Source organism: Mycoplasma procyoni (assembly GCF_017052595.1).
Taxonomy (GTDB): domain Bacteria; phylum Bacillota_I; class Bacilli_A; order Mycoplasmatales; family Metamycoplasmataceae; genus Mesomycoplasma_A; species Mesomycoplasma_A procyoni.
This window is the reverse complement of sequence record NZ_JAFIDB010000007.1, coordinates 1-25,359: the sequence shown is the minus strand read 5'-3', so window position 1 is coordinate 25,359 and position 25,359 is coordinate 1. Positions and strand designations below refer to the sequence as shown.

The 25,359-nt window shown below is 31.2% G+C and carries 9 protein-coding genes and 1 tRNA gene; all 10 read left to right on the top strand.

Annotated elements, in window-relative coordinates; genetic code table 4:
- The first annotated feature begins 227 nt into the window (after positions 1–227).
- The 10 genes from JV122_RS03130 (at position 228) to rpmB (ending at position 25,062) form a co-directional block, all read left to right on the top strand.
- The gene (locus JV122_RS03130) at positions 228–2,195 is read left to right on the top strand and encodes a hypothetical protein (protein WP_205843063.1); all 1,968 of its coding nucleotides are present in this window, start codon (positions 228–230) and stop codon (positions 2,193–2,195) included.
- The gene (locus tag JV122_RS03125; protein ID WP_205843062.1) at positions 2,188–12,465 is read left to right on the top strand and encodes a hypothetical protein; all 10,278 of its coding nucleotides are present in this window, start codon (positions 2,188–2,190) and stop codon (positions 12,463–12,465) included. The genes JV122_RS03130 and JV122_RS03125 overlap by 8 nt, the downstream gene beginning before the upstream one ends.
- Before the next feature lie 13 nt (positions 12,466–12,478).
- Complete coding sequence (locus JV122_RS03120; protein WP_205843061.1) at positions 12,479–22,276, top strand: DUF1410 domain-containing protein; 9,798 nt, start codon at positions 12,479–12,481, stop codon at positions 22,274–22,276.
- Between the two features lie 157 nt (positions 22,277–22,433).
- A complete protein-coding gene (rplM, locus tag JV122_RS03115) occupies positions 22,434–22,868 on the top strand; it encodes a 50S ribosomal protein L13 (protein WP_205843060.1) in 435 nt (144 codons plus the stop codon).
- The gene (gene rpsI, locus JV122_RS03110; RefSeq protein ID WP_205843059.1) at positions 22,868–23,269 is read left to right on the top strand and encodes a 30S ribosomal protein S9; all 402 of its coding nucleotides are present in this window, start codon (positions 22,868–22,870) and stop codon (positions 23,267–23,269) included. Before rplM ends, rpsI begins: the two co-directional genes overlap by 1 nt.
- A 45-nt stretch (positions 23,270–23,314) precedes the next feature.
- Positions 23,315–23,391: transfer RNA gene (locus tag JV122_RS03105), tRNA-Ile, on the top strand.
- Between the two features lie 232 nt (positions 23,392–23,623).
- Positions 23,624–24,310: a translation initiation factor IF-3 gene (gene infC / locus JV122_RS03100; protein WP_373422606.1), complete on the top strand. Its 687-nt coding sequence runs from the start codon at positions 23,624–23,626 to the stop codon at positions 24,308–24,310.
- Positions 24,288–24,467, top strand: a complete 180-nt coding sequence (gene rpmI / locus JV122_RS03095) for a 50S ribosomal protein L35 (RefSeq protein WP_373422605.1) — start codon at positions 24,288–24,290, stop codon at positions 24,465–24,467. Before infC ends, rpmI begins: the two co-directional genes overlap by 23 nt.
- A 16-nt stretch (positions 24,468–24,483) precedes the next feature.
- The gene (gene rplT, locus JV122_RS03090) at positions 24,484–24,837 is read left to right on the top strand and encodes a 50S ribosomal protein L20 (protein WP_205843057.1); all 354 of its coding nucleotides are present in this window, start codon (positions 24,484–24,486) and stop codon (positions 24,835–24,837) included.
- Between the two features lie 27 nt (positions 24,838–24,864).
- On the top strand, positions 24,865–25,062 hold the full coding sequence (rpmB, locus tag JV122_RS03085; protein WP_205843056.1) for a 50S ribosomal protein L28: 198 nt from the start codon (positions 24,865–24,867) through the stop codon (positions 25,060–25,062).
- Positions 25,063–25,359: the final 297 nt, after the last annotated feature.

The following is a 25,359-nucleotide window of genomic DNA, read 5'->3' as shown; positions in this document are numbered from 1 at the left end:
TGGTATAATGTAGATATAGTTTGAATGTTAAAAGAATAGTATAAAAAGAGAAAAAGGAAAATATTTTATTTCTAAATCAAAAATTGTTTTTGATTCTAAAATAACACATTAGACCTTTTAAAAGCAAAAAAGTCGGTTATATTTTTAACCTTTTTTGCATTTTCTCTCTAAAATTAGAAAAAAAATAGTAAAATTTATAAAAAAATAAAGAAAAGAATGTAGAGATTATGATAACTAAAAAAGTAATAATAGGATTAGCCTCTGTCGGCGTTCTTAGTGGTGGAGTTATTGGAGTTGTAAGTTATGTAGGTTCTAAACAAGAAAAAACTTACATTCCGGGTAATAGTCAAGAAAAAATAACTTTCAAAAAAACGAGTGATGAAAAACCACCTGTAATAAATAAAAAAGATGACAAACAAGAGATAAAAAACGACGAAATAGGCGATAATAATTCACCAAATCAGACGCAAAATTCTGAAATAAGTGGCCAAAATCAAGAAACTTCAGTTCAAGATAATACAGAAACAGAACCACCTAAATCTGTAGTAAATGAAGAAAATAATGACCAAAAACCACCAAAAACACAGGAAATTAACACAAAAACAGAAGAAAAACCTCCAACAGTTGAACCAATAAAAACTGTTGAAGCAAAAGAACCTGAACCACCTAAAGAAGTTGCTCAAGAACCGCCAAAACAAACTAATCAAAACATTCAAAAAACAGACAATACTATTCAAAACACAGAAAACACACCGCTTAAAACTAAACCTAATATTCAAGAAACTAATAACACACAAGAACAATCAAAACCTCCTAAAAAAGAGGAAATACCAAAACCAAAACCTCAACCACCACAAGAGGTTGCAAAACCTAAAGAAAAAGAATTTGAGTTTTCAGAAAAAACAAGAATTATTCCTTCTTTAGAATCAAACGAAATGACCTTTGATCAAATCAAAAAAGAATCATTTATGTTTGATAAAACTAACTTAGATCCAGAGCTAAACTATGAAGTTTCTACCTTTGTATTAAACGAAGATGAAAATTCATTAACAATCTTTGTAAAAGCAACACACAAAGATAAAAGCGAACAATATGCGATCAAAAACTTTACAGCATTCAAATCACCTTACACAATTGACATCGAAAACACTCAAAATCAAACAGAATTAAGTGTTAAAGAAGATTCAATAACCAAAAAGTCTTCACAATACACAATCGATGATTTTATGATTAATAACCCTGTTAATAATCATCAAATAAACATCGATTCATTTACAGAAATAATTGAAGATCAACAAAGTGGTTTAAGAACTTCAAATGTTCAATTGTCATTTAGCAAAAATAATAAAACTATTACATTCACAAAAACTATTAGTTGAGATTTTGAAACAGATGCTGAAATAGTCGAAAGAGCAGCAAACAAAGATAGACAAATCTATCAAGCCAAAATCGACCAACTAATCAACAAAGATCTTCTGCCAAGAGAGTTTGTAGAACAAAATCCAAATTTCTCTTATACAGACGAAGAAGAACAAATTCACTTTAAACTAATTCAAAACATTAAAGTAGATGATTATGATGGAGTTTTTGTTGGATTGTTTGAAGTCAAGAAAAATGACGCCATCCAAACATCAACAATTACCTTCAATAGTTTTAACAAAATTATCGCCCAAGACAAAGACTACAAAAATACAAACAGAATTAAAGCCTGAGATATTAAAGCGGATGCTCCATATTACAAATCATGGAAAAAAGAGTATGTATTTGATCCAGTAGGAGCTGGTGGTAAAATCGGTCAAAACTACTGATACAACAATTCTAATCAATCTAAAGATATCATTTTTGAAATAGTCAAAAAAGATAAAAAACCAATATACATTGAAAAGCTGGAATTAATTTTCTTAAATTACACAGGATACCACAAAGAAAATAATGACTACTATTCAATCCAATATCAAACACATGAAGGTTCAGAATGAAAAAACGCTGACACCGCCCATAAAACAGTCACAACTGGTTGACCACATGCAATACCACACGCCTACGAGCAAACATTAATCAGAGATAATGTTTATGCATTAAGAGTGGTATTTAAAAAAGGACAACAACCAAATTGATATGTAACTATTTCTTCATTAATGCCATTTATAAAGCAGAAGAACATAGAAACCATAAAGAGAGGACAAAATGAGTAAGAAATCAATAAACAAGAAAAGTGTTATATTAACTGCTGGTTTAGGTATCACAATTGGTACTGCAGCAGCTATTATTCCACCACTACTAAATAGAGAAGTAGACAAAAAAGAAGTTATTCAAGTAGTTGATTGAAAAACAAGCAATGTTGGACTCAACAATGCTTCTGTTTCATTTAAACTTAACTTAGAAGACGCAGCAATTTCCAAAAAAGCAAAAGCACAACTAGACCAACTAAAAGAACTAAAAGTTAATGTTATTGAACCAAAAACAGCACACATCGAATCAGTTAACACAGCTACACTAGATCCACAAACAAACGAGTTTTCATTTGATGTTTCTAACTTAAATGCTGGTAAAATCTACAACTTCAATGTTGTATCATTACCACACATCAATTTCTTCTTTGAAATCAATAACAATGCTTCATTCATTGTTACAAAACCAGAATTATCAAGAGTTGATGCTCAATTAGACAAAAGAAATGCTCAATTAACATTAGTGTTTGCTGATGATGAACACATCTTAAACAACAAACAAGCTGTTATTAAATACAGAAAAGTATCAGAAGTTGAAACAAAAGATGTTGAATCAGTAGTTAAACTAGAAGAAGTTGCAACTTCAGTTGGTTCAAAAATCAAAGAAATTAGAGCAACATTTGATCTTAAAGACTTAGACAGAGACACAGAATACTACATCCAATCAGTTGAAGTAGACAATGAAGCTATTTCATTTTCATCAAGAGCTGAAAGAGCATTTAAAACATCAACTCCAACAACAACACTAGAAAACCTAGAACAAACAGAATCAACAAAAAATAGTGCTAAAGCAACACTATCATTTGATAATTCAGATATTGACATCAAAGACAAACAAGTTAATGTTTACTATGCAAAAGTTAACAAAGACGAAACAGGAGAAACAATTGGTTATGGCGATGAACTAGCTTTAGAATCACAAACACTAAAACTAGAAGATCCAGCCCAACCAGCAAAACTAGATCTAGAATTCACTGCATTAGAAGAAGGTTCAAGTTACATTATCACAAGAATCACAACTATTGATCCTAGTGATTCATCAAAAAACATTGAAGTTATTGTTCCAAAAGAAAAAGAATGATCAATTTCAACAAAAGCAGCAATCCAAAGCATTACACACGACACAACAGCTGAAAAATCAGACTTTATGCGTGTTGTTTTAAAAGACGATTCATTTACAAATAACTCAAAAAGAGCATATGTTAAATATAAACTAGATTCAGCTGACGAATCAGAAGCACAAATTGCAGAAAGTGACATTACTGGAAATAATGTTAGATTTTTACTTACAAATCTAACAGGTCTAAAACCTTATAGTGTTCTTGAGTTTGGTCTTGTAACAGAAGCAGAAGACAAAACCAAAACATATACTGCGATGGAATTCTTAGACTCATTAACAGCAGAACAACAAACAAAAATGAAATCATTTGTTCCTACTGTTTCAAACGTTTCTATTGAAAAAATCTCTATTTCTGCTGAAACAGAAACTACAGCTACTGTTAAAGTTACATTCAAAAAAGAAGATGCAGAATCTGTATTAAACAGAAAAGCACAATTATTTGTTAAAGGACTTGGAGAAAAAGAAACATACAGATTCCCTGCAGATGCAGATGTTAAAGATGCATCAAAAGCGGTTGTGATTTCAAAAGATGGAGAAGACACTGTTGCTACATTTAGCGTTACAGGTCTTGAAGGTGGTATCGAGTACACTGTAGGTAAAATTGAATTAGTTGAAGAAGATACACTAAACGAAGCTGAAAACAAACTTAAAGCCGATTTCTTACTTTCTATTTCAGGAGAAGAAAGAACTTTCCACACAAAACCAGTTGTTAAAGATATTTCATACAGAGGAAACGACACTGCTGTAACTTTAGCTATTAACATCAAAAATGCATACAGAGAAGAATCTCAAAAATTCGAAGGTAGAGTTGCTACAATTAAATACAAAATTAAGGATTCAACAGATGAACCTACAGTTGCAACTGAAACAATCAAAAATAATTTTGTTAACCTTAACTTAAGTGGTCTAAAAGCTAACCAAACTTACGTAATTACTTCTATTACAGTTGCTGATTACCAAACATCAACACACGAAGATTCAGACAACTTATTAAGTGTTTCAAACATTTCAGAAGAGAAAAAACAATTCTTTACAACAGCTGAATCAGCAAATATTGTAAAAGTAAGCTCAACTGCTCAATCAGAAAGCACATCACAATTAGTTCTAACATTTGATGAACCATCATCATTCTTGGCAGACGAACCTAAAGCAACACTTCTACTAAAATACAGAAAAATTGGTTCAACAGGAACAAGTGAAGCTTTTGAAGCTCAAGTTGATAAAGACTCAAGAACAGCAACATTTAACTTTAGTAACTTATCAATTGGTAGTCAATACATCATTGACAGCATTGAAGTTAAAAAAGATGACAATGAAGCTAAACCAGTTCCAAAAATCCTATTTGATGCTTTAAGTGTTAAAGAAGCGGATAAAATTTTCAGAACTACAAATGGTATTTCTGCTATTTCAGTATCAACCCCAGTTGAAACAAAAGCAAGAGTTACAATTACATTAGCTGACGCTAGCGAAGAATATGTAAACAAACAAGTAAAAATCACTTATGCTAAAAAAGAAAATGGAACAGATATTACATCTGAACCAGTTTCAATCATCAATGGAAAAGCTGTATTTGACTTAAGTTCATTAGACAAAGTAACAGCTTACACAATCAAATCAGTTACATTAGTTGATACTACAGAAAAAACAATTCCTTTTGAGTCAAAAATTACAGATGGTCAAAAAGAATTTACAACAAATGCTCAAACAGCTACAGTTACAGAAATCAAACAACTGGATGGAGCTGACAGAACTAAAAATTCAGCTGTTGTAACAGTTAAATTCCAAGAATTAGACCAATATCTAAAAGATGGATATGATCTAAAACTAAAATACAGACAAAGAGGAACAAAAGAAGACAAAGAAGCTACTTCAACATATGAAGCAGCTGATTCAAAACACAAATTCAGCTTAAGCGATCTAAAAGAAGGTGCTGCTTACTACATTACAGGATTAAGTGCACAAAAAGATGGACAACAAATTGAAATCATCATTGACAAGATTTCCGATGAAAACAGAATCTTCTGAACAAAAGCTACAGTAAGTTCAATTAGCAACAGTACTCAACAAGAAGAACAAGCTAAACTTTATGTAAGATTCAATGATGCATTCAGAAGCTTAATCAAAAAACAAATCAAAGTTGTTGTTAAACAACTTGCTAGTGAAAACGATTCTAATGCAACAGAATACACAGCAACAGCAACTTCAGATTCAGGGCTATTTATCTTTAACTTAACTGGATTACCAAAAGCAACAGAAATGAAAGTAATGAAATTCATTAATGTTACAGATAATGCAAATGAAGAAATTGACTTCGGTTCAGCAGAAGTTCAAGCAACTGCATTTGAGACATCAAGAAAATTCACAACATCAGCTAAAACAGCTACAGTTAAAGCTGTTGAAATTACTGCTATTGAAAGAAATACATCAACAGTAAAAATTACATTCGATGATAAAGAAGCTTACTTAGTAGGTAAAAAAGTTAAACTAGAATACAAAGGTCAATTATCACCTGATGCAATCAAAACAGAAGAAGTTACAATTACTGATGACAAAACAGCTACATTTAGTCTAACAGGTCTATCTGAAGGTATCAGATACACTGTTACAGGATTTGAAGTAACAGACTTCAAATATCCAAACACAGAAGAAGTTGTAGCTATTAGACCTAACTTTGCTTCAAACGAACAATCAACAGCTAAAGTTGTTAATAGAACATTTGTTACAAAATCAGCTGTTAACTCTTATGAAATCCAACAAAAAGATGAAACAACACTAAAAGTAGTTGTTTTAATAGCAGATAACGCTAAAGTTAAAAACGGATTTAAAGCAAAAGTTAAATACGCAGATTCAGAAACTCCTGATTCAAAAACAACTACTGGTGAAGTTGTTATTTCAAACGGAAAAGCAATCTTCGAAGTTTCAAACTTAACAAAATCACATACATACATCTTCTCAGAATTAGAAATTAATGATGCAGTAGATGGAACAACATTCACAGTTCTTCCAGAAAAATCAGAAGTTACAGAACAAATGAGAAAATACACACTTGTTTCAAACAATGTAACTGTAACTGCAATTGAACCAACTCAAACAGAAAATACAGGTTCATTCAAAATTACTATTAAAGATAGTGATGCCTTTGTTAATACAAAATCTGTTACATTAACAGTAAGAAAACAAGGATCTCAAGAAACAAAAGATGCCACAACAACTTTTGCAATGGAAAACGCAAATCCAACTGCTACATTCAACTTCAGTGATCTAGAAGGTGGATCAATCTACGCAATTTCTAAGATTGTTATTGATGGTGTTCCAAGAACAGTTATTGATCCAGCTGTTACAGATGCTAAAAAACAAATAGCAACAACACCTGATATTATTTCAGTTTCATTCTTACCTAATACAGAAACAAACTACAAAGCTACTGTATTAATCAAAGATCCATTATCAGGTACAACAGATGATAGAAAATTTGATGATAAACACGTAAGAATTACTTACTACGATACACAAGCTGAATCTACAAAATTAACTGCAGATTCTACAGTTGTAAGTTCAAGACTAGAATTTGCTCTAAACAACCTAACAAAAAACAGAAGATACAAAGTTGAAAAAGTTGAATATGCAGCAACTCAAGCTGAATTAGGAACAGCTACTGCTAAAACTTTCGTGTTCAACTCACGAGTTGCAGAAGAAAGAAAAGAATTCCACGTTATTGCAAAAACTGCAACAATTACACAAATTGAAAAAACAAATGTTACAGACAACTCTGCAACAGTAATCTTAAAACTACAAAAATCTGCAGATGAGTTTATGCAAACTCTATCTAAAAAACTAATATTAAAATACAAATCATCATCAACACCAACTCAAAGTGTTTCAGAAGCAGTATCACCTGAAATTGATGGAGATTTTGTTAAATATACATTTAACTTAAATGATTTAGGACATGGAGCTGCAGTTAGATTAGTTCAAGCAGAAACAGAATCTAAAGACATCGAAGTTAAATTCGCTGATGCACTAACACAAGACGATAAATTAATTAATACAATTGCTTCTGTAAGACAAATCACAAACTCTAAATCTGAAACAGAAGGTAACTGAATGATTTCAGTTTCTCTAAAAGATTTAAACAAAGCTTATGACACAACAGATACAAAACAAACAAAACTAAAAATTACTTATGGTAAAACAGCTGATGCATCTGATTCACATACTTCAGCAGAAGTAAACATTAAAGATGGAAAAGCAATCTTTGAGGTAACAGGAATTGAAAAATTCATTGATTACACACTAAAAACAGTTCAATTAGTTAATGGAACTGAAACAGTAGATCTTAAATTTGAATCTACAGTTGCAGAAAAAGATAAGCAATTTAAAGTTATCCCAAGAATTGCTACAGTTGAAGCAATTGAAAATAAAGCTTCAACAACTTCTTCTGCTTCATTTGATGTTAAATTCTCAGAAGCTGACAAAAACTATCTAAAACAATACAACAAGATTACTCTTAAATATAGACTAAAAGGAACAGATACAGTTCTTGAAAGAAATGCAACAATTGATACAACTACACTAAAAGCAAGCTTTAGCTTTACAGTGGATCAAGATGGATTCAAGAAAGGTAACTATGAAATCTTCTCAATTATTTTTGAAGGAGATGTTCTTGGTTCAACAGAAGTTAATGTAAATAACCCTAACAATGTTAAAGTGTTATTTAAAGACACTGTAACAATCCAAGATAAAGCATTTGAAACAGCTACAGAAATTACTTCTATTACTTACACAGCAATCAATGCTGGTGCAGAATTAGCGGTTAGATTAGTAGATACATCTTCAGTATTTGCTGGTGGAGAAGCAGTTGTTGTTTATACACTTAAAGATGATGCTACAGAACACGAAGCAAAAGCAACAATCGGTGCTTCAGTTGAAGCTGATAGATCAGAAGCTAATATCTTAATCAAAGATCTAGAAAAACAAAAAACATACACAATTACAAAAGTAAAAATTAATGGTACAGAAACTCCATTTGCTACAAACTTTGATCAAGCACAAAAACAATTCCAAACAGCAGCTACAAACGCTGAAGTCGCTTCAATTGAGTTCTCTGATTCAACAATTAACTCTGATGTAATTAAAGTTAAATTCTCTGAAAAAGATAAATTCTTATATGGATCAACATTTGTTGAACCTAATACAACAGCAAGAAAACTAATTCTAGTATTAGAAGCTGTTTCATCAGGAGCAACTATTACAACAGATCCGGTTGATGTTACAAATGAAAGCGATGTTGCTGTTGCTACATTTAATGTTTCAAACCTTATTCCAGGGGAAACATATAAAGTTACAGCAATCAACGAAAAACCAACAGCAGATGGTTATACAACTTTAGGATTATCTGGAAACATTGATTTTGATTCAACAATCACAGATGAACAAAAACAATTCAAAACAAAACCAGCTATCAACTCTGTATTTATTAATACACAAGTTGAAACAAGAGCAACTGTTACAATTGGTGTTCAAAATGACAACTTAGAAATTGCTGACAATTCTCAAGTTACTTTAGAATACAAATTAGCAAACGAAACTGAAGTAAAAACAGCTACAGCAACATATGCTACAGCAACTTCAAAAACACAAATTAGATTTGAATTAAGTGATCTGCAAAAAGGAAAAGAATACCAAATTGTTGCAGTTAAAAACAACAACAAAACAATTGATTTCGTTTCTGCAATTACAGAGGACAACAAAAAATTCACAACAGCTCTAAAAACAGCTGAAGCTACAATTTCAACTAACTCACAAGATTGACAAGATAATACAGGAACATTCACTGTAACATTTGGTGCATTAGATGATTATGTAAACGATGGATGAAATGTTTCTATTTCATACATCCCAACAGATGGTTCAGAAACTAAGAGAACAGTTACTCCAGTAGCTGTAAGTGGAAAAACAGCTTCATTTACATTAAGCAATCTAACAGGTGGACAATTCTACAAAGTAAGTGATGTAAGTTTATCTAAAGACAATAGAAAAATTAGTGCAACAATAAAAAACCCTACACCTACAACAGATGTAGCAAACTCAAATACAATCATTAAAGTTAAATCAAGAATCAGAGACATCGTTTCTGCTTCAAGTGAACAAACTACAACAACTATTAGAGTAGCGTTTGATAATGCACAATCATACATTGCAAACAACGATCAATTAACAATTACTTATGAATGAGTAACTGCAAATGATCAAGGTACACACCAAACAACAGCTAATGCTAATATAGTAGTTGATAATAATAATAATAATAATAATAATAATACAGCCACATTCAATCTAACAAACCTTGAACGTGGTATTGAATACAAGATTGTTTCAATCAAAAAAGGACAAGAAGAAATCAAATTCAATAGTAACCTCGAAAACGACACAGTTGCAAAAAGAAGATTTATTACTGTTCCTACATCAGCTGATGTTGCATCAATTCAAATTGCTGATTTAGACAGAACTACAGCTAAAGCAACATTAACCTTCTCTAACGAATTTACAAAACAAGGACAACAAGCCCTAATCTTCATTAGAGAAAAAGCAACACCTGCTAACCAAACAAACTCAAGTGTTGTTGCAGTAAACAACAAAGTTGCAGAATTTAACCTAACAGGTCTAAAAGCTGGAACAGAATATGAAATCTTTGGTGGTGCTTTAACATCAAACGGAGCACAGATTACTATCCCTACTTCAGTTACAACTGGAACATTTGTTACAAAACAAGAAATCTCAACTATTACAGCAAGCTCAATCACACAAAGTGGTGCAACAATTACAGTTAAAGTAGCAGATGAGAAAAATGAATTAAATGGACACAGTTTAAAACTAACAGTTAATAAAGCAGAAAATCCAGAAGATTCAACTAAAAAAGAAGTGTCAGCTCAAATCAATAATGGTACAGTTTCATTTACATTAACAGATTTAGCTAAATTTACTGTATATGAAATTAAATCAATTACAGATTCAAATAATTCAGATACACCTCTACCATTTAATGGATTATTTGATGCTGGACAACAACTTGAAGCAACTAAGAAATTCAAGACAACAGCGCAAACTGCTGCATTAACACTTCAAGATCAAGTGTTTATTGCTGATAGTTCTGCATCAACAACTGTAAATGCAACAACAGATTCAGTTGTTCTTAAATTTACTGCAAATGCAGAAGATGCAACATTCTTACATTCAAGAAATGCAGAAATTCTTTACCAAGAACTTGATTCATCAGGTAATGAAACCGGAATACTTTTAACTTCTCCAGTTAGTGCACAATTTGGAGCAGATGGTTCAATCAGCTTTACTCTAAATAAAGATGCTAATAAACTTAAACCTGGAACCGGTTATGTAGTTAAACAAATTAGAGATCTTTCACCTGCTTCAGAAAAAGTAGATATTTCTATAGCAGAGAAAAATTCAGGAACAAACGAAGGAAATAAATTCTATACAGCAAATGAAGTTCCTGCTATTTCATCAATTACTGTTGGTGATATAACTCAAGATGGAATTAATGATGCTGGAGAACTACACTACAAAGTTACATTTGAAATTGCATTTGACAACACTAATGAAAAAATCAAATGAGATCAATTATCAAGTGCTACAGTAACAGTTAAAAAACTTAAACTAAAAGAAAATGAAACAGATGAAACTCTTGCAACTGACAAAGTGACTGTTCAAAGAAAAAATACTGAAAATGTTGTTCAAGTAACAATTGATATGGAAGATGTAAGAAAATTCATTACAAGAGATATCTCATTTGAATTTAGTAACTTTAAATATAACTTAACTCCAATTAAGAATACTAATGAAACAGTAGCTAATAATATTAATACTCTAAAATCAGGAGCTAAACTAAAAGAACAAATTAAACCAAAAGTATTTGTTGAATCATTAGCTTACCCAAGATCATTAGGAAACGGAGAAATCTTCGGTATTACTCTTAAAGTTTATGACCCTAAACATATTTTCAAAGACACACCACGTTATAACTTAGATGAGTTAGATTCTAATCCAGCTAACGCAAGAACATATGTTTCTAAAGGATTAATTAGAACAGATAATAGAATTACTATTAAATTAGATACTATAGATGCATTTGGTGCTCAAAACTACCAAGGTGGAAATCAAGTATTTAGTAAAAATAGTGATAGTTCTGCAATAAATAATAAATTTGCTGGAACAAGTTCACAAAAAACAACTTCAGGCTTTAAACTAAAACAAAGCACACCAGTTACAACTTCATCTACCTTCACTGAATTTGATGGTACAAATGAATCAGCTTACTGATTATGATCTCAAGTAAAAAGAAGTACAGAAAATTCTGATTACACATACTTCTCAATGATGTTCTCAAGATATGCACAAGAACAAAATAAACCAAGAAACGCTCAAAAATTAGCTAATAAATTAGTAAAAATTAAAACAAGTGAATTATCATTGCTATACAAATTCACAAAAAATGGTGTAGTAACTACAGATATCACATCACACCATACATTACTAAACAAAAATTTAGCAAATCAATATTCATATACTTATCCAACATTTGATTCTGCAATGAGTGGTACTCCTAAATACAACAAATCAATTTATGCTTTAGAAGGTACACAAACACAAGGAAGAAATGAACTTAAAGTTCAAGATAGAGATACATTATTAAGTAATGTTGCTGGAGATCCAGAACAAGTTGTTGCAATTGTAGGTTCAACATTTACTGCAACAGATAACACACTAAAATTCAGATACAACAAACCGGCAAGCAGAACAACAGCAATTACTACAACTCTAAAAGGTTATGCAGTTCTACAAGATGATGCCGGAAACCTATACTTTGCCGGAGACCAAAGCGGAAACCCAGCTTCTCTACAACCAGATGCTACATCACAAGAAATCACATTCTACATTAATCACACAGGAATAGATCAAGCTGAAAAAGCTCCATTAAACACAAGACTTAGAATCGTTGGTATTTGATCTCAAGAAGATAGTTCAAACGATGTATATGAACTATTAATTAGAGATGACAAATACGATGAAGTATTAAAAGAAATTAAACTAACACAATAAGAAGGAGATAAAGATGAAAAAGAATAAAAAGACTAAAAAAATATTAGCCATCATTGCTCTAGCATTTGGTGGTGCTCTTGCTGCAACATCTATACTTTCTCCATTTATTTTCAAGAACTGAAAACAAATTCAGTACGACATTATTGAACTAAATCAAGATACAAAATCAACAACTGATGATTCTGTTAATTTTGATTTCTCATTTAATGATGCTCAAACTGGAGAATTAAATGGAAAAGACATCAAAGTTTCATTATATGAAGTAGATGGAGATGGAAAAAGAAAATCAACAGCCGCTCAAGTCGGTTTAGCTAAATTTAATCAACTATACAGAAAATGAGTTTATTCAGGATCAGATCTAGAACAAAAACTTCTAGCTGGTACTAAGTATGAAATTGTTTTCTCTTCTGCTTCAAGTGGAATCACAAAAGAGAATCTACAATTTAATACTTCAGCAATAGCAAATAACTACGTTTTCACAAAAGCTAACGTTTCTAGCTTCAAATTCGATTCTACAAGTGGAACAGAACAAAAAATTACTGTTACATTTGGAGACAACCAAAAAACACTTGAAAATAAAAAAGCAATTCTTAAATACTTCTATACTTCAACAAACAACGATAAAAACTTCAGAAATGACGAAAGTCGTTCTCAAGAAGAAGTTGAAATTAAAAATGGACAAGCTGTCTTTACACTTTCTGGACTGCAACCTTCAAGAAGATATACAATTGAATATGTTGCTATTTTAGAAGAATCAAATAACGGAATTGAAAAACCAAGAGAAATTGAAGTTGCTTATGCAAAATCAATTAATCCAAGCGATATTGAAGGTGGTTCAACATTCAAAACTGCTGATGTTTCACTAACAGCTAGTTCATTTGAAGCTGTTCAAGTTAAAGAAAATACAGCAGACATTCTAATTGGTTTCAAAAAAACAACAAATGAAGCTGATTTCAGTTTAACTGGTAAAGAAGCTACTCTTGTTTATAGAAGAAAAGGTTCAAGCGAACAAAAAGAAATCAGTGCACGTGTTGTTGGGGATGTTGTTAACTTCAGATTTGACGGAGCAGATGAAAAATCAACACTACAAGAAGGTTCATTCTTTATTGTAGATGCTGTTAAAGTTCAAGATTCTCAAGTAGAATGAAAATCAGATCTTCAAGATGAATCTAAAAGAACATTCCAAACAGCTCTTGCTGTTTCAAAAGTTGAATTCAAAAACTTCTTACATACAAACACAGTTATGGATCTTGAGTTTGTTTCTCAAGACAACAAAGATCAAATTGATGGAAAAGAAATCCAAGTATCATTCAGTCCTCTATTACCAAAAGTTCCTGCTAAAACAGTTTTAAAATTAAAAGAAGGAACAAATGATACCTATGTAGCTTCTGTTAAGCTAGATGGATTATCACAAGGGCAAGACTATACTTTAGATAGAGTAAAAATTAAAGTTGGTGATCAAGACGTTAACATTCCATTTGCTCTAAAATACAGAGGAGATGAAGGAGAAAAAGCTAGAACATTTGTTACACTAATTGATTCAGTAGAACTTGCTCTGCAAGGTTCAATTGTTCCAACTCACTCAAATGCTACATTAACACTTGTATTTTCTCCAGAATACTCATTTATCAATGGTAAAAATGTTAAACTAAAATACAAAAGACTAAACCCAGCTTCAGATCAAGTATTTGAAGCAGTGGCTGAAGGTAAAGCAGGTAGTTTAGTTTATGATTTAAGCAAACAAGTTGTTTTAGATGCTAAAGGTAAACCAGTTACACAAATTGTTCCACTACAATCAGGTTCACAATATGTAATTACAGAAGCTGTAGTTGAAGAACAACCAAATCTTAAATTTGTAATTACAACACCACAAAACAAAGAATCAGAAAAACAATTTGCTACTTTCTCAACAATTAAGTCAATTTCAGCAACAACAACTGATACAACAGCTACAGTTAAAATTGCTTTTGAAGACAATTTAAATACTCTTCCAAAAGTAGATGGTACTACAGCTAGAAAAGCTAAAATTGTTTATAGACCTATTGATTCACAAATTCCTCCTATTTCAACTGCTTTAGTTGAATTAGCAGATGATAACACTGTTACATTTGAACTAAATGGATTATTAAAAGGATTCAAATACGAAATTGAATCAATTCAATTCGATCATGCTTTAGATACATTCTACGCAGGTAACCTTTCAACATTACCAAATGAACAAAACAAATTTAGTACAACTGCAACAAGCTTTGAACTAAAATCAGTAGAATACTCAGATCAAAAAGAAACTTCTGCAAAAGGATCAATTTCCTTTGATTTAAGCAAAGATCTTGTTTTAGTAGGAAAAACAATTAATGTTTACTACAAAGACGCAACAGATACTAATGCAGTTGAACAAAAAATTGAAAACATCACAATTGATGATCTTGGAGTTGCAAGTATTAACTTCAGTAATTTAGCTGAAGGTAAAAAATACCAAATTACAAGAATTGAATCAGCTGATGCTTCATTAAACTACAATTTCTCAATTCCAGCAGCTTTAGAAGCGCAAAACCACTTCTTTACTAAAGCAGTTGTTTCAGCAATCGAGATTCCAACAAATGACATCACAGAAAATTCAGCTAAAATTAATTTCAGCATTACTAATGCAGATGATCAACTAATTACATCAGATGCTAAATTTAAAGTTTCATATCTTAGTGCTGATGGTATTTCAGGATCAATGGAAAAAACCATCACAAAAGCTGAATTTGATTCAAAATTAATTTCAGTTGATCTTACAAACTTAGCTAAAGATACAACTTACACAATTGATAAACTTTATCTAAATGGCGAAGAAATCAAGAGAACTACAACATTTGTTGAAGAACAAAACACATTCAAAACACCTGCACAAACAGTTAAAGTGCTTGGAATGAACCAAATTTCAAACACAAATACTGAAATTACATTTGAGTTCAACTTCGATAATGTTGTTGATGCATACGCAGATGGAAAAGAATTAAAAGTAGGTATCAAAAAAGATAACTCACAAGAAGAAAGCAAATTCTTCAATGCTACAGTTCAAAATGGAATTGTTTCATTTGATGCAACAGGACTTGATGCTGGTAATTCTTACACAGTTGAAAGTTTAGAATTTGTTGATCCAACTATTGCTCAAGCAACAAGAATCAACTTCGCAGATAATCTATTAAGATCTGATAGAAAAATCTACACATCAGAAATTATTAAATCATTTGCTTTTGAAAACATTGGAGAAACAAGCGCTGAAGTTGTTATTAACTTCGGAGATCCACAAAACAAATTCAATGGAAAACACATTAGCATTACATTAGTAGACTCAAAAAACAACCTTGTTGAACTAAACTCTACTCAAACTGATCCAAATGTTACAATTGCTGACAATACATTCAGAATGCATCTAACTGGATTAACTAAATTTACTGAATTTAGTATCCAAGGTGTTAAAGTAGATGTTGAAGATAACAACTACCAAGATATCGCTATTGCTCAAGACATTAACAAAAGCTTTATGACTAAAGCTCTTAATGTTCAAGTAGCTGAAGTTGTTATTGAAGACATTACAACAACTTCTGCAAAAGCAATTTACAGATTTAAAGATGAAGATGACTATCTAAAAGATAGACAAGTAACAATTAAACTTTCACCAGTAATCAACGGTGAAGAAACAACTAAAACTGTAACAATTACAGAAAGAGCAGGAAACTTAGAAGCTGAATTTGATCTAAGTGATTTACTAGAAGGTAAAAAATACAAAATTTCTGGTATTGATATCAATGATATTGAATCAATTACAGATGATACAAAATTATTTAACACCCTTCCAGTTGTTAAAAACGTTAAAGCTTTATCTGTTTCTGACCAACAAGCAACTATTGAAGTTGTATTCCAAAACGAAGATGAAGATCAAGCTAAAACATTTAATGGTAAAGAAGCAACAATTAAATTCATTAATGAAACAAATGGTGGTTTAGAACAACTAAAATCAACTGTTACAAACAATAGAGCAGTATTTACTTTAACAGGACTATCTAAAGTAACTAAATATGATCTAAACGATATCTCAGTAAACATTAATAATGCTAATGTTGAAGTTCCATTAGACAAACTATTTACAAACGAAAACCAAGAAGACAGAATTAAAAACTTTACAACAACATCATCAAGTGCTAGAGTTGTATCAATTCTAGATGATGCTGCTGGAAAAACCAAAAACTCTGCAAGAGTTACTTTCCAATTCGATCGTCAAATTGATGGATTTATCGCTGGTAAATCATTAAGCCTTGTTTATAGATCTAAACAAGATGGTTCATCACAAGTTGTATCAGCTCCAAGCGTTGTTGATCAAGAAACAAATGCTGTTACATTTGATTTAAGTGGATTAGAAGAAGGTGGGGCATACACAATTGAAGCCCTAAACTCTTCAGATAACATTAATGTTATCATCCCAGATGAAGTGCAAAACCGTGATTTTGCAACACTTGCTGTTGTTTCATCAATTAGTTACAACGTACCTTCAAATGAAGATTCAGACACCAAAATCGGTATTGATGTTCACTTCGATGACAGATTATCTTCTCTAAATGGAAAACAAGCAACAATTTTTGTTAGCTCAAAAACATCAGGTTCTCAAGCAACATATACAACAGCTAATAATGTTACAATTCAAAATGGAACAATCTCATTCCAACTTGAAAACCTTGAGAAAAAGAATACATTCTTAATTGAAGATGTGCTTGTTGATGGAAAATCAATTGATTTTAAATCAACAATCAATTCTCTTGATAATGAACAAAGAACGTTTACAACTACAGCTAAAGTAGCAACAGTTAAATCAATAAGTGTTCTTGAAACAACAAAAGAATCATCATCTATCTTAATTTCATTCGATCCTGCTAAAGACTGATTTGTAATTGGTAAAAAAGTTAAAATCTTCTTTAGAAGAGGAAAAGATGCTAACGATCGTTATGAAACAGTTGTATTACCAATTGATTCAGAAGGAAATATTAATGCTACAATCGTTAAACAAACTTTAGAAAACTCTAAAGAATTAATTTCTGGTACTTCATACGACATCACAGAAATCCAAATCCAAGAAAACACAGACAACACAACAGTCAAATCAGCAATTACAGTTGAAAACAAACCTGATGTTCTTGGTACATTCAATACATCTTCAACAATTAACTCTGTTGAGTATGCAAACAAAACAGAAAACTCAGTTGACATTACAATTGGATTACAAACAGAAGATGATTCACTTCAAACAAGCGAATCATACATCCAAGTTGTTAACAACATCAATGGTGTTATTAGAACAGTAAAAAGTAATGGTACATTCAACTCTGAAAACAAAGTAACATACAACCTAACAGGATTAGAAAAAGACAACAAATTTACTGTTTTAGGTATCAGTATCAAAAAAGCTGATGGTACATTATTAGACTTTACTAAGAATGTTGCAAATTCTGATAAAAACTTTACCACTACACCTACATCAGCAACTGTTACAAACATTACATACAAATGATTGAATGAAGAAAAAACAAGAGCTATTGTTAAATTTGATTTTGATTCTAACATAGATTCATTCTTAAATGGTAGAGCATTACAATTAACATATAGAAGAATAACATCAGGTCGTTACTCAACTCAAGAAATCAAGGTAAATAGAATTGATGATAACTTAATTAAAGTTAGTGGTTCTTCTATTCAATTTACACTTGAAGGTAAAGTAAATCCGCTTAATGGTCATTCAATAACAAACAATAATATAATTGAAATAAAAAATGTTGATGATACAAATTATCAAGTCGAAAATGGAGAAAGTAATCAAGTTGTTGTAACTGCAGGAAAAAGTGATACCCCTACTATTGTAGCAAATGCAGTTCCAAGTCTTATTCTTGGATCTCAATATGAAATCCTTTCACTTAAAACTGTAGAATTAGATAAAGAACCCGTTACAGTAAAACAAAAAGAAGGAAATGCTTTTGTAGAAAAAAGTGCAAAATTAGTTCGTGAAACAAATGAAATACAAATTCATATTCCAACTGGTCTTCAAAAAACATTCAGAACTCCTCCAGGTGTTCTAAATTACCAAGTAGATCAAGGAGGAATTGTCGATGCTGAAGAAGGGAATGAATTTAACTTAATCGGAAGATATGTAAGTGATTATAACATCACCACTGTTCCTTTAGAAAAAATAAAAGTTGTTTTCGCTAACCAAGTAACCGGAAAATTCGAAGAATTCCCAGCCACTGAACACAAAGATTTAGGTTATGGACTTTACAAAATAGTATTTAGATTAAAAACTCAAAAACAATCTAGATATGTATTACATTCAACTGTAATAAATGGAGAAGTTGCAACTGATGAAAGTACAAACAAAGAAAGATTCTCAACAATAAACAGTGTTTCAACAGTTACAGATATCGAACAAACAGAAAGAACTAAAACAACTGCTAAAGTTTCTATAGGATTTGTTTCAGCTGACGAAAACTTATTAAGAATGAGAGTTCCAATTACTGTAGAGTATAGAAAACAAGGTTCAGATCAACTTCTATATCTTCGTGATCAAAGAGTTAACGCTAATACACAAAAACTAGAATTAGAATTCACTGGTCTTGAAGAAGGAACTAGTTATGAAATAACAAATGTTACAGTTAATGGAATGGGTTCAACATCTACTAGCGGTCCTGTTACAGCCCACAACTCTGTAATCAAGCAAGGTGTTCACAAACTATTCTCAACACAAAGTGTTATTAGTCAAATTGTTAATGAAGGAACAACCGAAACATCTACAACTCTAAAAGTTGTGTTACAAGGTGATACAACTTACATCAACAATGAACCAGCTGTTGTTACTCTAGTTAAACTAGATTCTAATGGTCAAGAGACACAAGATACATCTACTTACACAACAGCAGCAGATTCAAATTATGACTCAACAACAAAACAAGCTAAATTCACTATAACTGGATTAGAAAAACTAACTGGTTATAAAGTATTATCTATTGCTATTGGTCCAGATGTATTTGAGTGAAAAGCTGGTGTAGAAGAATCTTCAAAACACTTTATAACAGAAGCAACAAATGCTACTGTTAGTGATATTCAATTCTCTAACATCGTTGATAAATCAGCAGCACTTGAGGCAACAATAAGTGCAGCAGATGGATACATGGCTGGTAGAATGGTTAAAGTAGTGTATAAAGAATTAGATGCACAAGGTGCAGAAATAGGTCAAGAATTCACTTCAACAGCAGCTCAAGTTTCAGAAGATCTAAAACTAACATATACACTAACAAACCTAAAAACAGCTTCAAGCTACAAAATCTTAAGATTTGAGCTTGAACAAGAAGGTAATAAACCTAACATCAATATCACTACATCAAATACTAAATTTGATTCATATAGTCACTTAGTGTCTATAACAGCAGATACTCAAGAGCAATCTGCTTCTCTAACACTAACATTTGATGATAGATTACTACCTAGAATTCAAGGTAAACTTGTAAGAGTTGAGCTTGAAGGTGGTAAAGTAGAATATGCTTCTATTAATGCACAAAAAACAGCAACATTTGTATTTAGAAACCTTGAAAAAGAAACAGAATACCGTATCAACCACATCATCCTAGAAAATAGAGATGTAGTTGAAATGGATGGATTTAGTGCTGCAAGCAAAACATTCATCACTAAAGGTACAACTGCAACAATCACATCTATTACAAAAGGTGTTCCAACAACAAATAGTGCACAAATCACTATTAGATTTGCAGATATTGATAAATATCTAATAACAAAAAATGCTAAACTTAAATATAAAGTTGCTGATAACACTTCAGCTCAAGAACAAACTTCAACAAACCCAACAGCAATTACTGCTGTTCAAGGTCAACCAAATACTGGAGAAGTAGTATTTAATTTAGCAAACCTAGATGTTCAATCAGGTACTAAATATGAAATCTTAGGACTAGAGGTTGCAAACAGAGAAGGACAAAATATTAATTTCAGCTTCGCTGAAACAATTACTAACTCTACTCCTCAAGATAAATTCTTTGAAACTAAAGTAGCACAACCTACAATAATTTCTGCAGAAATTACAGAAACAACTAATACAGAAGGATTGGATAATACTTATCTATCTAAACTAGTTGTTAAGTTCAATGATCAAACTAACGCTCTAAACCTTAACTTATTAAATAGTTGAGATTTCCAACTAAAAAATAATAATTCAGGTTCAGAAGCTAAAGTTGATGAAATCAACTTCATCAACAGAAGTTATACAAGAGATGATGCAACTCATCAAACAACTGTAACAGTTTACATTAATGGTGATGCTGAAAAATGAGCAGCTGTTGATAATAAACTAGAAATCAAATACAAATATTTTGATGACATTGCCAAAACAAATTCAGTAGATACTGATTTTGTTGGACAAAATGAAAACAGCCAAGATCTTGTAGTTAAAACAGAACAAAAATACATTCTTAGAGAACTTAAAGGTTATGTTGCTTCTGGATTCGATATGCAATTTAACTTGAGAGTGTACGATCCGCTAAATCTATTAGCTGTTAAGAGAACAAAAATTACAGGATATACAAGAAACGATATTAGAGGAACTGGCAATACTTATGAAACCATTTCTTCAGCTACTGATGCACAACCTACAGGTAATGGTCAAGATGATGTGTTCATTGACACAAGAGTTAAAAAGACTATTATGAACCTTAAGGGATATCGTTGAAATACGACTGCTAGTGACAACTTAATCAAATGAGAAGATGGTTTATACACACCAGGAAACCCTGTTAATTTAGATAACCTATTCCCAGAAGGAAAAGGAAGCTTAACTACAGTTTTCTCTAAACTAGATCAATGAAAATTTTCTACAGCGTCTCAACAATGAACCAAAACTGATTCAAAATACATCAAGAAACTGCAATATATAGTTGAAGATACAACTAATAGTAAATATAAATTAGTTGGAATCAACGTTAATGATAATGATACAAACTATCTTATTGCTAAACTTCTAAATATTAATCTTGACAATGTTAGAATTAAAAATACAATTCCTTTAATTGCTAGAAAATCACCAACTATCTGAAGTAACTACCAAACACCTAACCTAACAGGTTCAGGTATAAGTTTCGCTGGATCATTAGCTATCGATAATGGTGAAAACCAACCAAGATATAAACAAAACACAGGTAGTGCTTATAGTGATACAGAATTAGTTAATAGATCTAGATGAACATTCGCTTTAGCTAAATACTTAGATAATACAGGAGAAGGTTCAAAAACACTATCTGGAACAGTGGATAACTCATTCAAAAACAACATCGGTATTAAAGGTGTTGAATACAACCAAGAAACAGGAAAACTTGATTTCAAAATCCACTTACCTGAATTAGCTCCAACTGCAGATGGAACAGGAGGGCCAGAAGTTAGAAACTTCGACCCTAACTCTGAGACATCTCAAGTATTTGCTCTATTAGTTAACGATAATGGAGATATCTATTTAGTTGGAAACAGTGCTGGAAACGGAATTAACTTTATTAACGATCTTAAATTCAATGATGCTAGAACAGAGGGAACATTAGAGTTTGATCTAAAAGCTGCTTCAGTTCCTGAAGATCAACGTCCAAAAGAAGGTGAAAAGTTAAGAGTTGCAGCTCTACTTACAAACTTCACTTCTGCAAACGTTTCAAACCCACGTTGAGAATATATTTTCCCATTCAACTGAGTTGACTTTACAGACGCTTATAAAGAAATTGTTTACAAAAAATAACAATAGAATAAACACTTCTGCGGAAGTGTTTTTCTTATATATTTAAAAAAATTGTTTTTTTGTTTTGTTTATTTTAAAAAAAATGTATAATTAAAAAGCAATATTCACACCTGTTACATTATCAAATTTTGCAATTAAGTATATTTGAAAGGAAAATATGAGACAAACTACTATTGTTAAGCATCTAGAAACAGATAAAAAATGATACGTTATTGATGCTGAAGGACAAGTATTGGGTAGATTAGCAACATTAGCTGCAACATACCTAAGAGGAAAAAACAAACCTACATTTACACCAAACGTAGATATGGGAGATAACATTATTGTTATAAATGCAGATAAAGTTTTATTAACTGCAAACAAAGAAGAAAATAAAATTTACTACTCACACTCAAACTACCCTGGTGGACTAAAAGCTATTAAAGCTAAAGATTTAAGAGCTAAAAAACCAACAGCTATTGTTGAAAAAGCAATTAGAGGTATGTTACCACATACAAAATTAGGAAACAGACAAAGAGTTAATTTATTTGTTTATGCTGGACCAGAACATAAACACGAAGCACAAAAACCAGAAAAATTAGAGGTTAAATAATGGCAAAAAAAGAAGTTGTATTTTATAGAGGATTAGGAAGAAGAAAATCTTCTACAGCAAGAGTTATTTTAAAACCTGGTAAAGGTAGTTTCGTAATTAACAAAAGAGAAGCAAAAGATTATTTGATGTCTGATATTTTAATTAAAGATGCACTACAACCTGTAGTTATTACAGAAACAGTAGGAACATGAGATATTGTTGTTAATGCATCAGGTGGTGGATTATCAGGACAAGCTGGAGCAATTAGATTAGGAATTGCAAGAGCTTTATTAGAAGCATCAGCAGATTACCGTTCAGGACTAAAACAAGCAGGAATGCTTACAAGAGATGCAAGAGCTAAAGAACGTAAAAAATACGGACTTAGAAAAGCTCGTAGAGCAAGACAGTTCTCAAAACGTTAATTTGTGGTATAATATTAATACAAGTTGTAAAACTTGTATATTAATGGGAGCGTAGCTCAGCCGGTTAGAGCACACGACTGATAATCGTGAGGTCGATGGTTCGATTCCATTCGTTCCCACCATTTCATGAAAATGACCAAAATTAGACAAATGTCTAATTTTTTTGTTTTGTTTTTTCTAAAAGTTTGCTATAATTCTATAGCAATAGATAAAGATTGCAGAAAGTAGATTCACTTCTCACCTGATGATTATTTCATGGGTTTTGGCTACAATAATTTATTTATACTATTATAAAAGTAATAGACTAAATAGGGCTAAAAAGAGAAGAGTGGGATCAACCACTTTTTATTTTAATTGATTATAAAAGGAGAGACAGTTATTAATAAACTAAATAACAGTTTTGGGAATAAAAGAAAACCTCAACAAGAACACATGGTTAATGAGGATATTCCTTTTCAAAAAATATTCGTAATTAACTCCAACAATGAGCAAGTGGGAGTTTTATCAAAAGCAGATGCTATTGAAATGGCGAGAGAGCAAAAAATGGATCTTGTAATTATTTCCATTGACAACTCAGGAGATCGTCCAAAGCCAATCGGTAGAATCATGGACTATGGTAAATTTAAATACGAGAGAAAGAAAAAACAAAAAGAAGCTAAAGAAAAACAAACATTTGTTAATAACAGAGAAATTAGACTTACTCCTGGTATAAACATCAAAGATATTCAAACCAAAGCTAAAAAAGCAAGAGAATTTCTTTTAGATGGTGACAGAGTAAAAGTTTCTTTAAAATTTAGAGGACGTGAAGCTTCAAGACCTGAATTAGGTCAAGTTGTTCTTGATAAATTTTATGAATTTGTTGAGGACATTGCAAAAATAACAAAAGATGCTCAACAACATGAGAGATTTTTAGATATGTACATCGAAAGAGACAAAAAGAAATCACCTCATCTTACAAGTTCTAAACAAGAAAAAGAATTACAAAGAGAAGAGAAAGGAAAAGACGAAAATGCCAAAAATGAAAACCAAATCAGCTCTTAAAAAAAGACTGAAAGTTACTGGAAGCGGTAAAGTTAAAAGAGGTCAAGCTTACAGATCTCACTTAGCTCAAAACAAAACAACAAAACAAAAAAGACATGCAAGAAAAGCAACATTACTTTCTGCATCAGATTTAAAAAGAATTAAAGGGTTATTTTAATTAGAAAGGATAAGTTATGAGAGTAAAAGGCGGAACAGTCACAAGACAAAGAAGAAAAAAATGACTTAAATTAGCAAAAGGATACTGAGGACACAAATCCATCGGTTACAAAGTTGCTAAACAAGCAGTTGTTAAATCATGAACATATGCATTTAGAGACAGAAAACAAGTTAAAAGAGATTTCAGAAAATTATGAATCGCTAGAATTAACGCTGCAGCAAGACCATTAGGTATTACTTATTCACAATTAATTAACGGACTTAAAAAAGCAAACATCGAAGTTAACAGAAAAATGCTTTCAGAAATCGCTATTCACTACAACGATGTATTTGTTTCAATCGTTAAACAAGCTAAAGCAGCTTTAAAATAATATACAAAAGAAAGGATTAATTTAAAGATGGCAAGAAGAGACGACATCACAGGAAAAGGTCCAATGACAGGAAACAAAAGATCTCACGCTTTAAATGCTACAAAGAGAACTTTTAGACTAAATTTACAAAAAGTTAAAGTTAAAGACGAAACAGGTAGAGTTATTACAATTAAAGTAAGTGCTAAAACTCTAAAGACTTTACGTAAACAAGGATCAATTAACTAATAATTAATTAGTATTAAGCATCAACAAAAGTTGATGCTTTTTTAATAAGCCAAAAGCATAACAAATTTTAGACTAGAATTTTAGAAATTTAAGAAAAATATAGTAGAATTAAAATAGAGAAGGGGATAAAAAAATGGAAGACTTTAAAACGGAATATAAATTAGATATACCTCCTGTGTTTCCCAGTTTAGGCAAGAAACAAGAAATATCACTTTTTTACAAAAGTTGATATTTTTTTATAACAGCACTTTAGATAATATCTCCATAAATTCTTTATACAATAATTCTTCTTCAAGG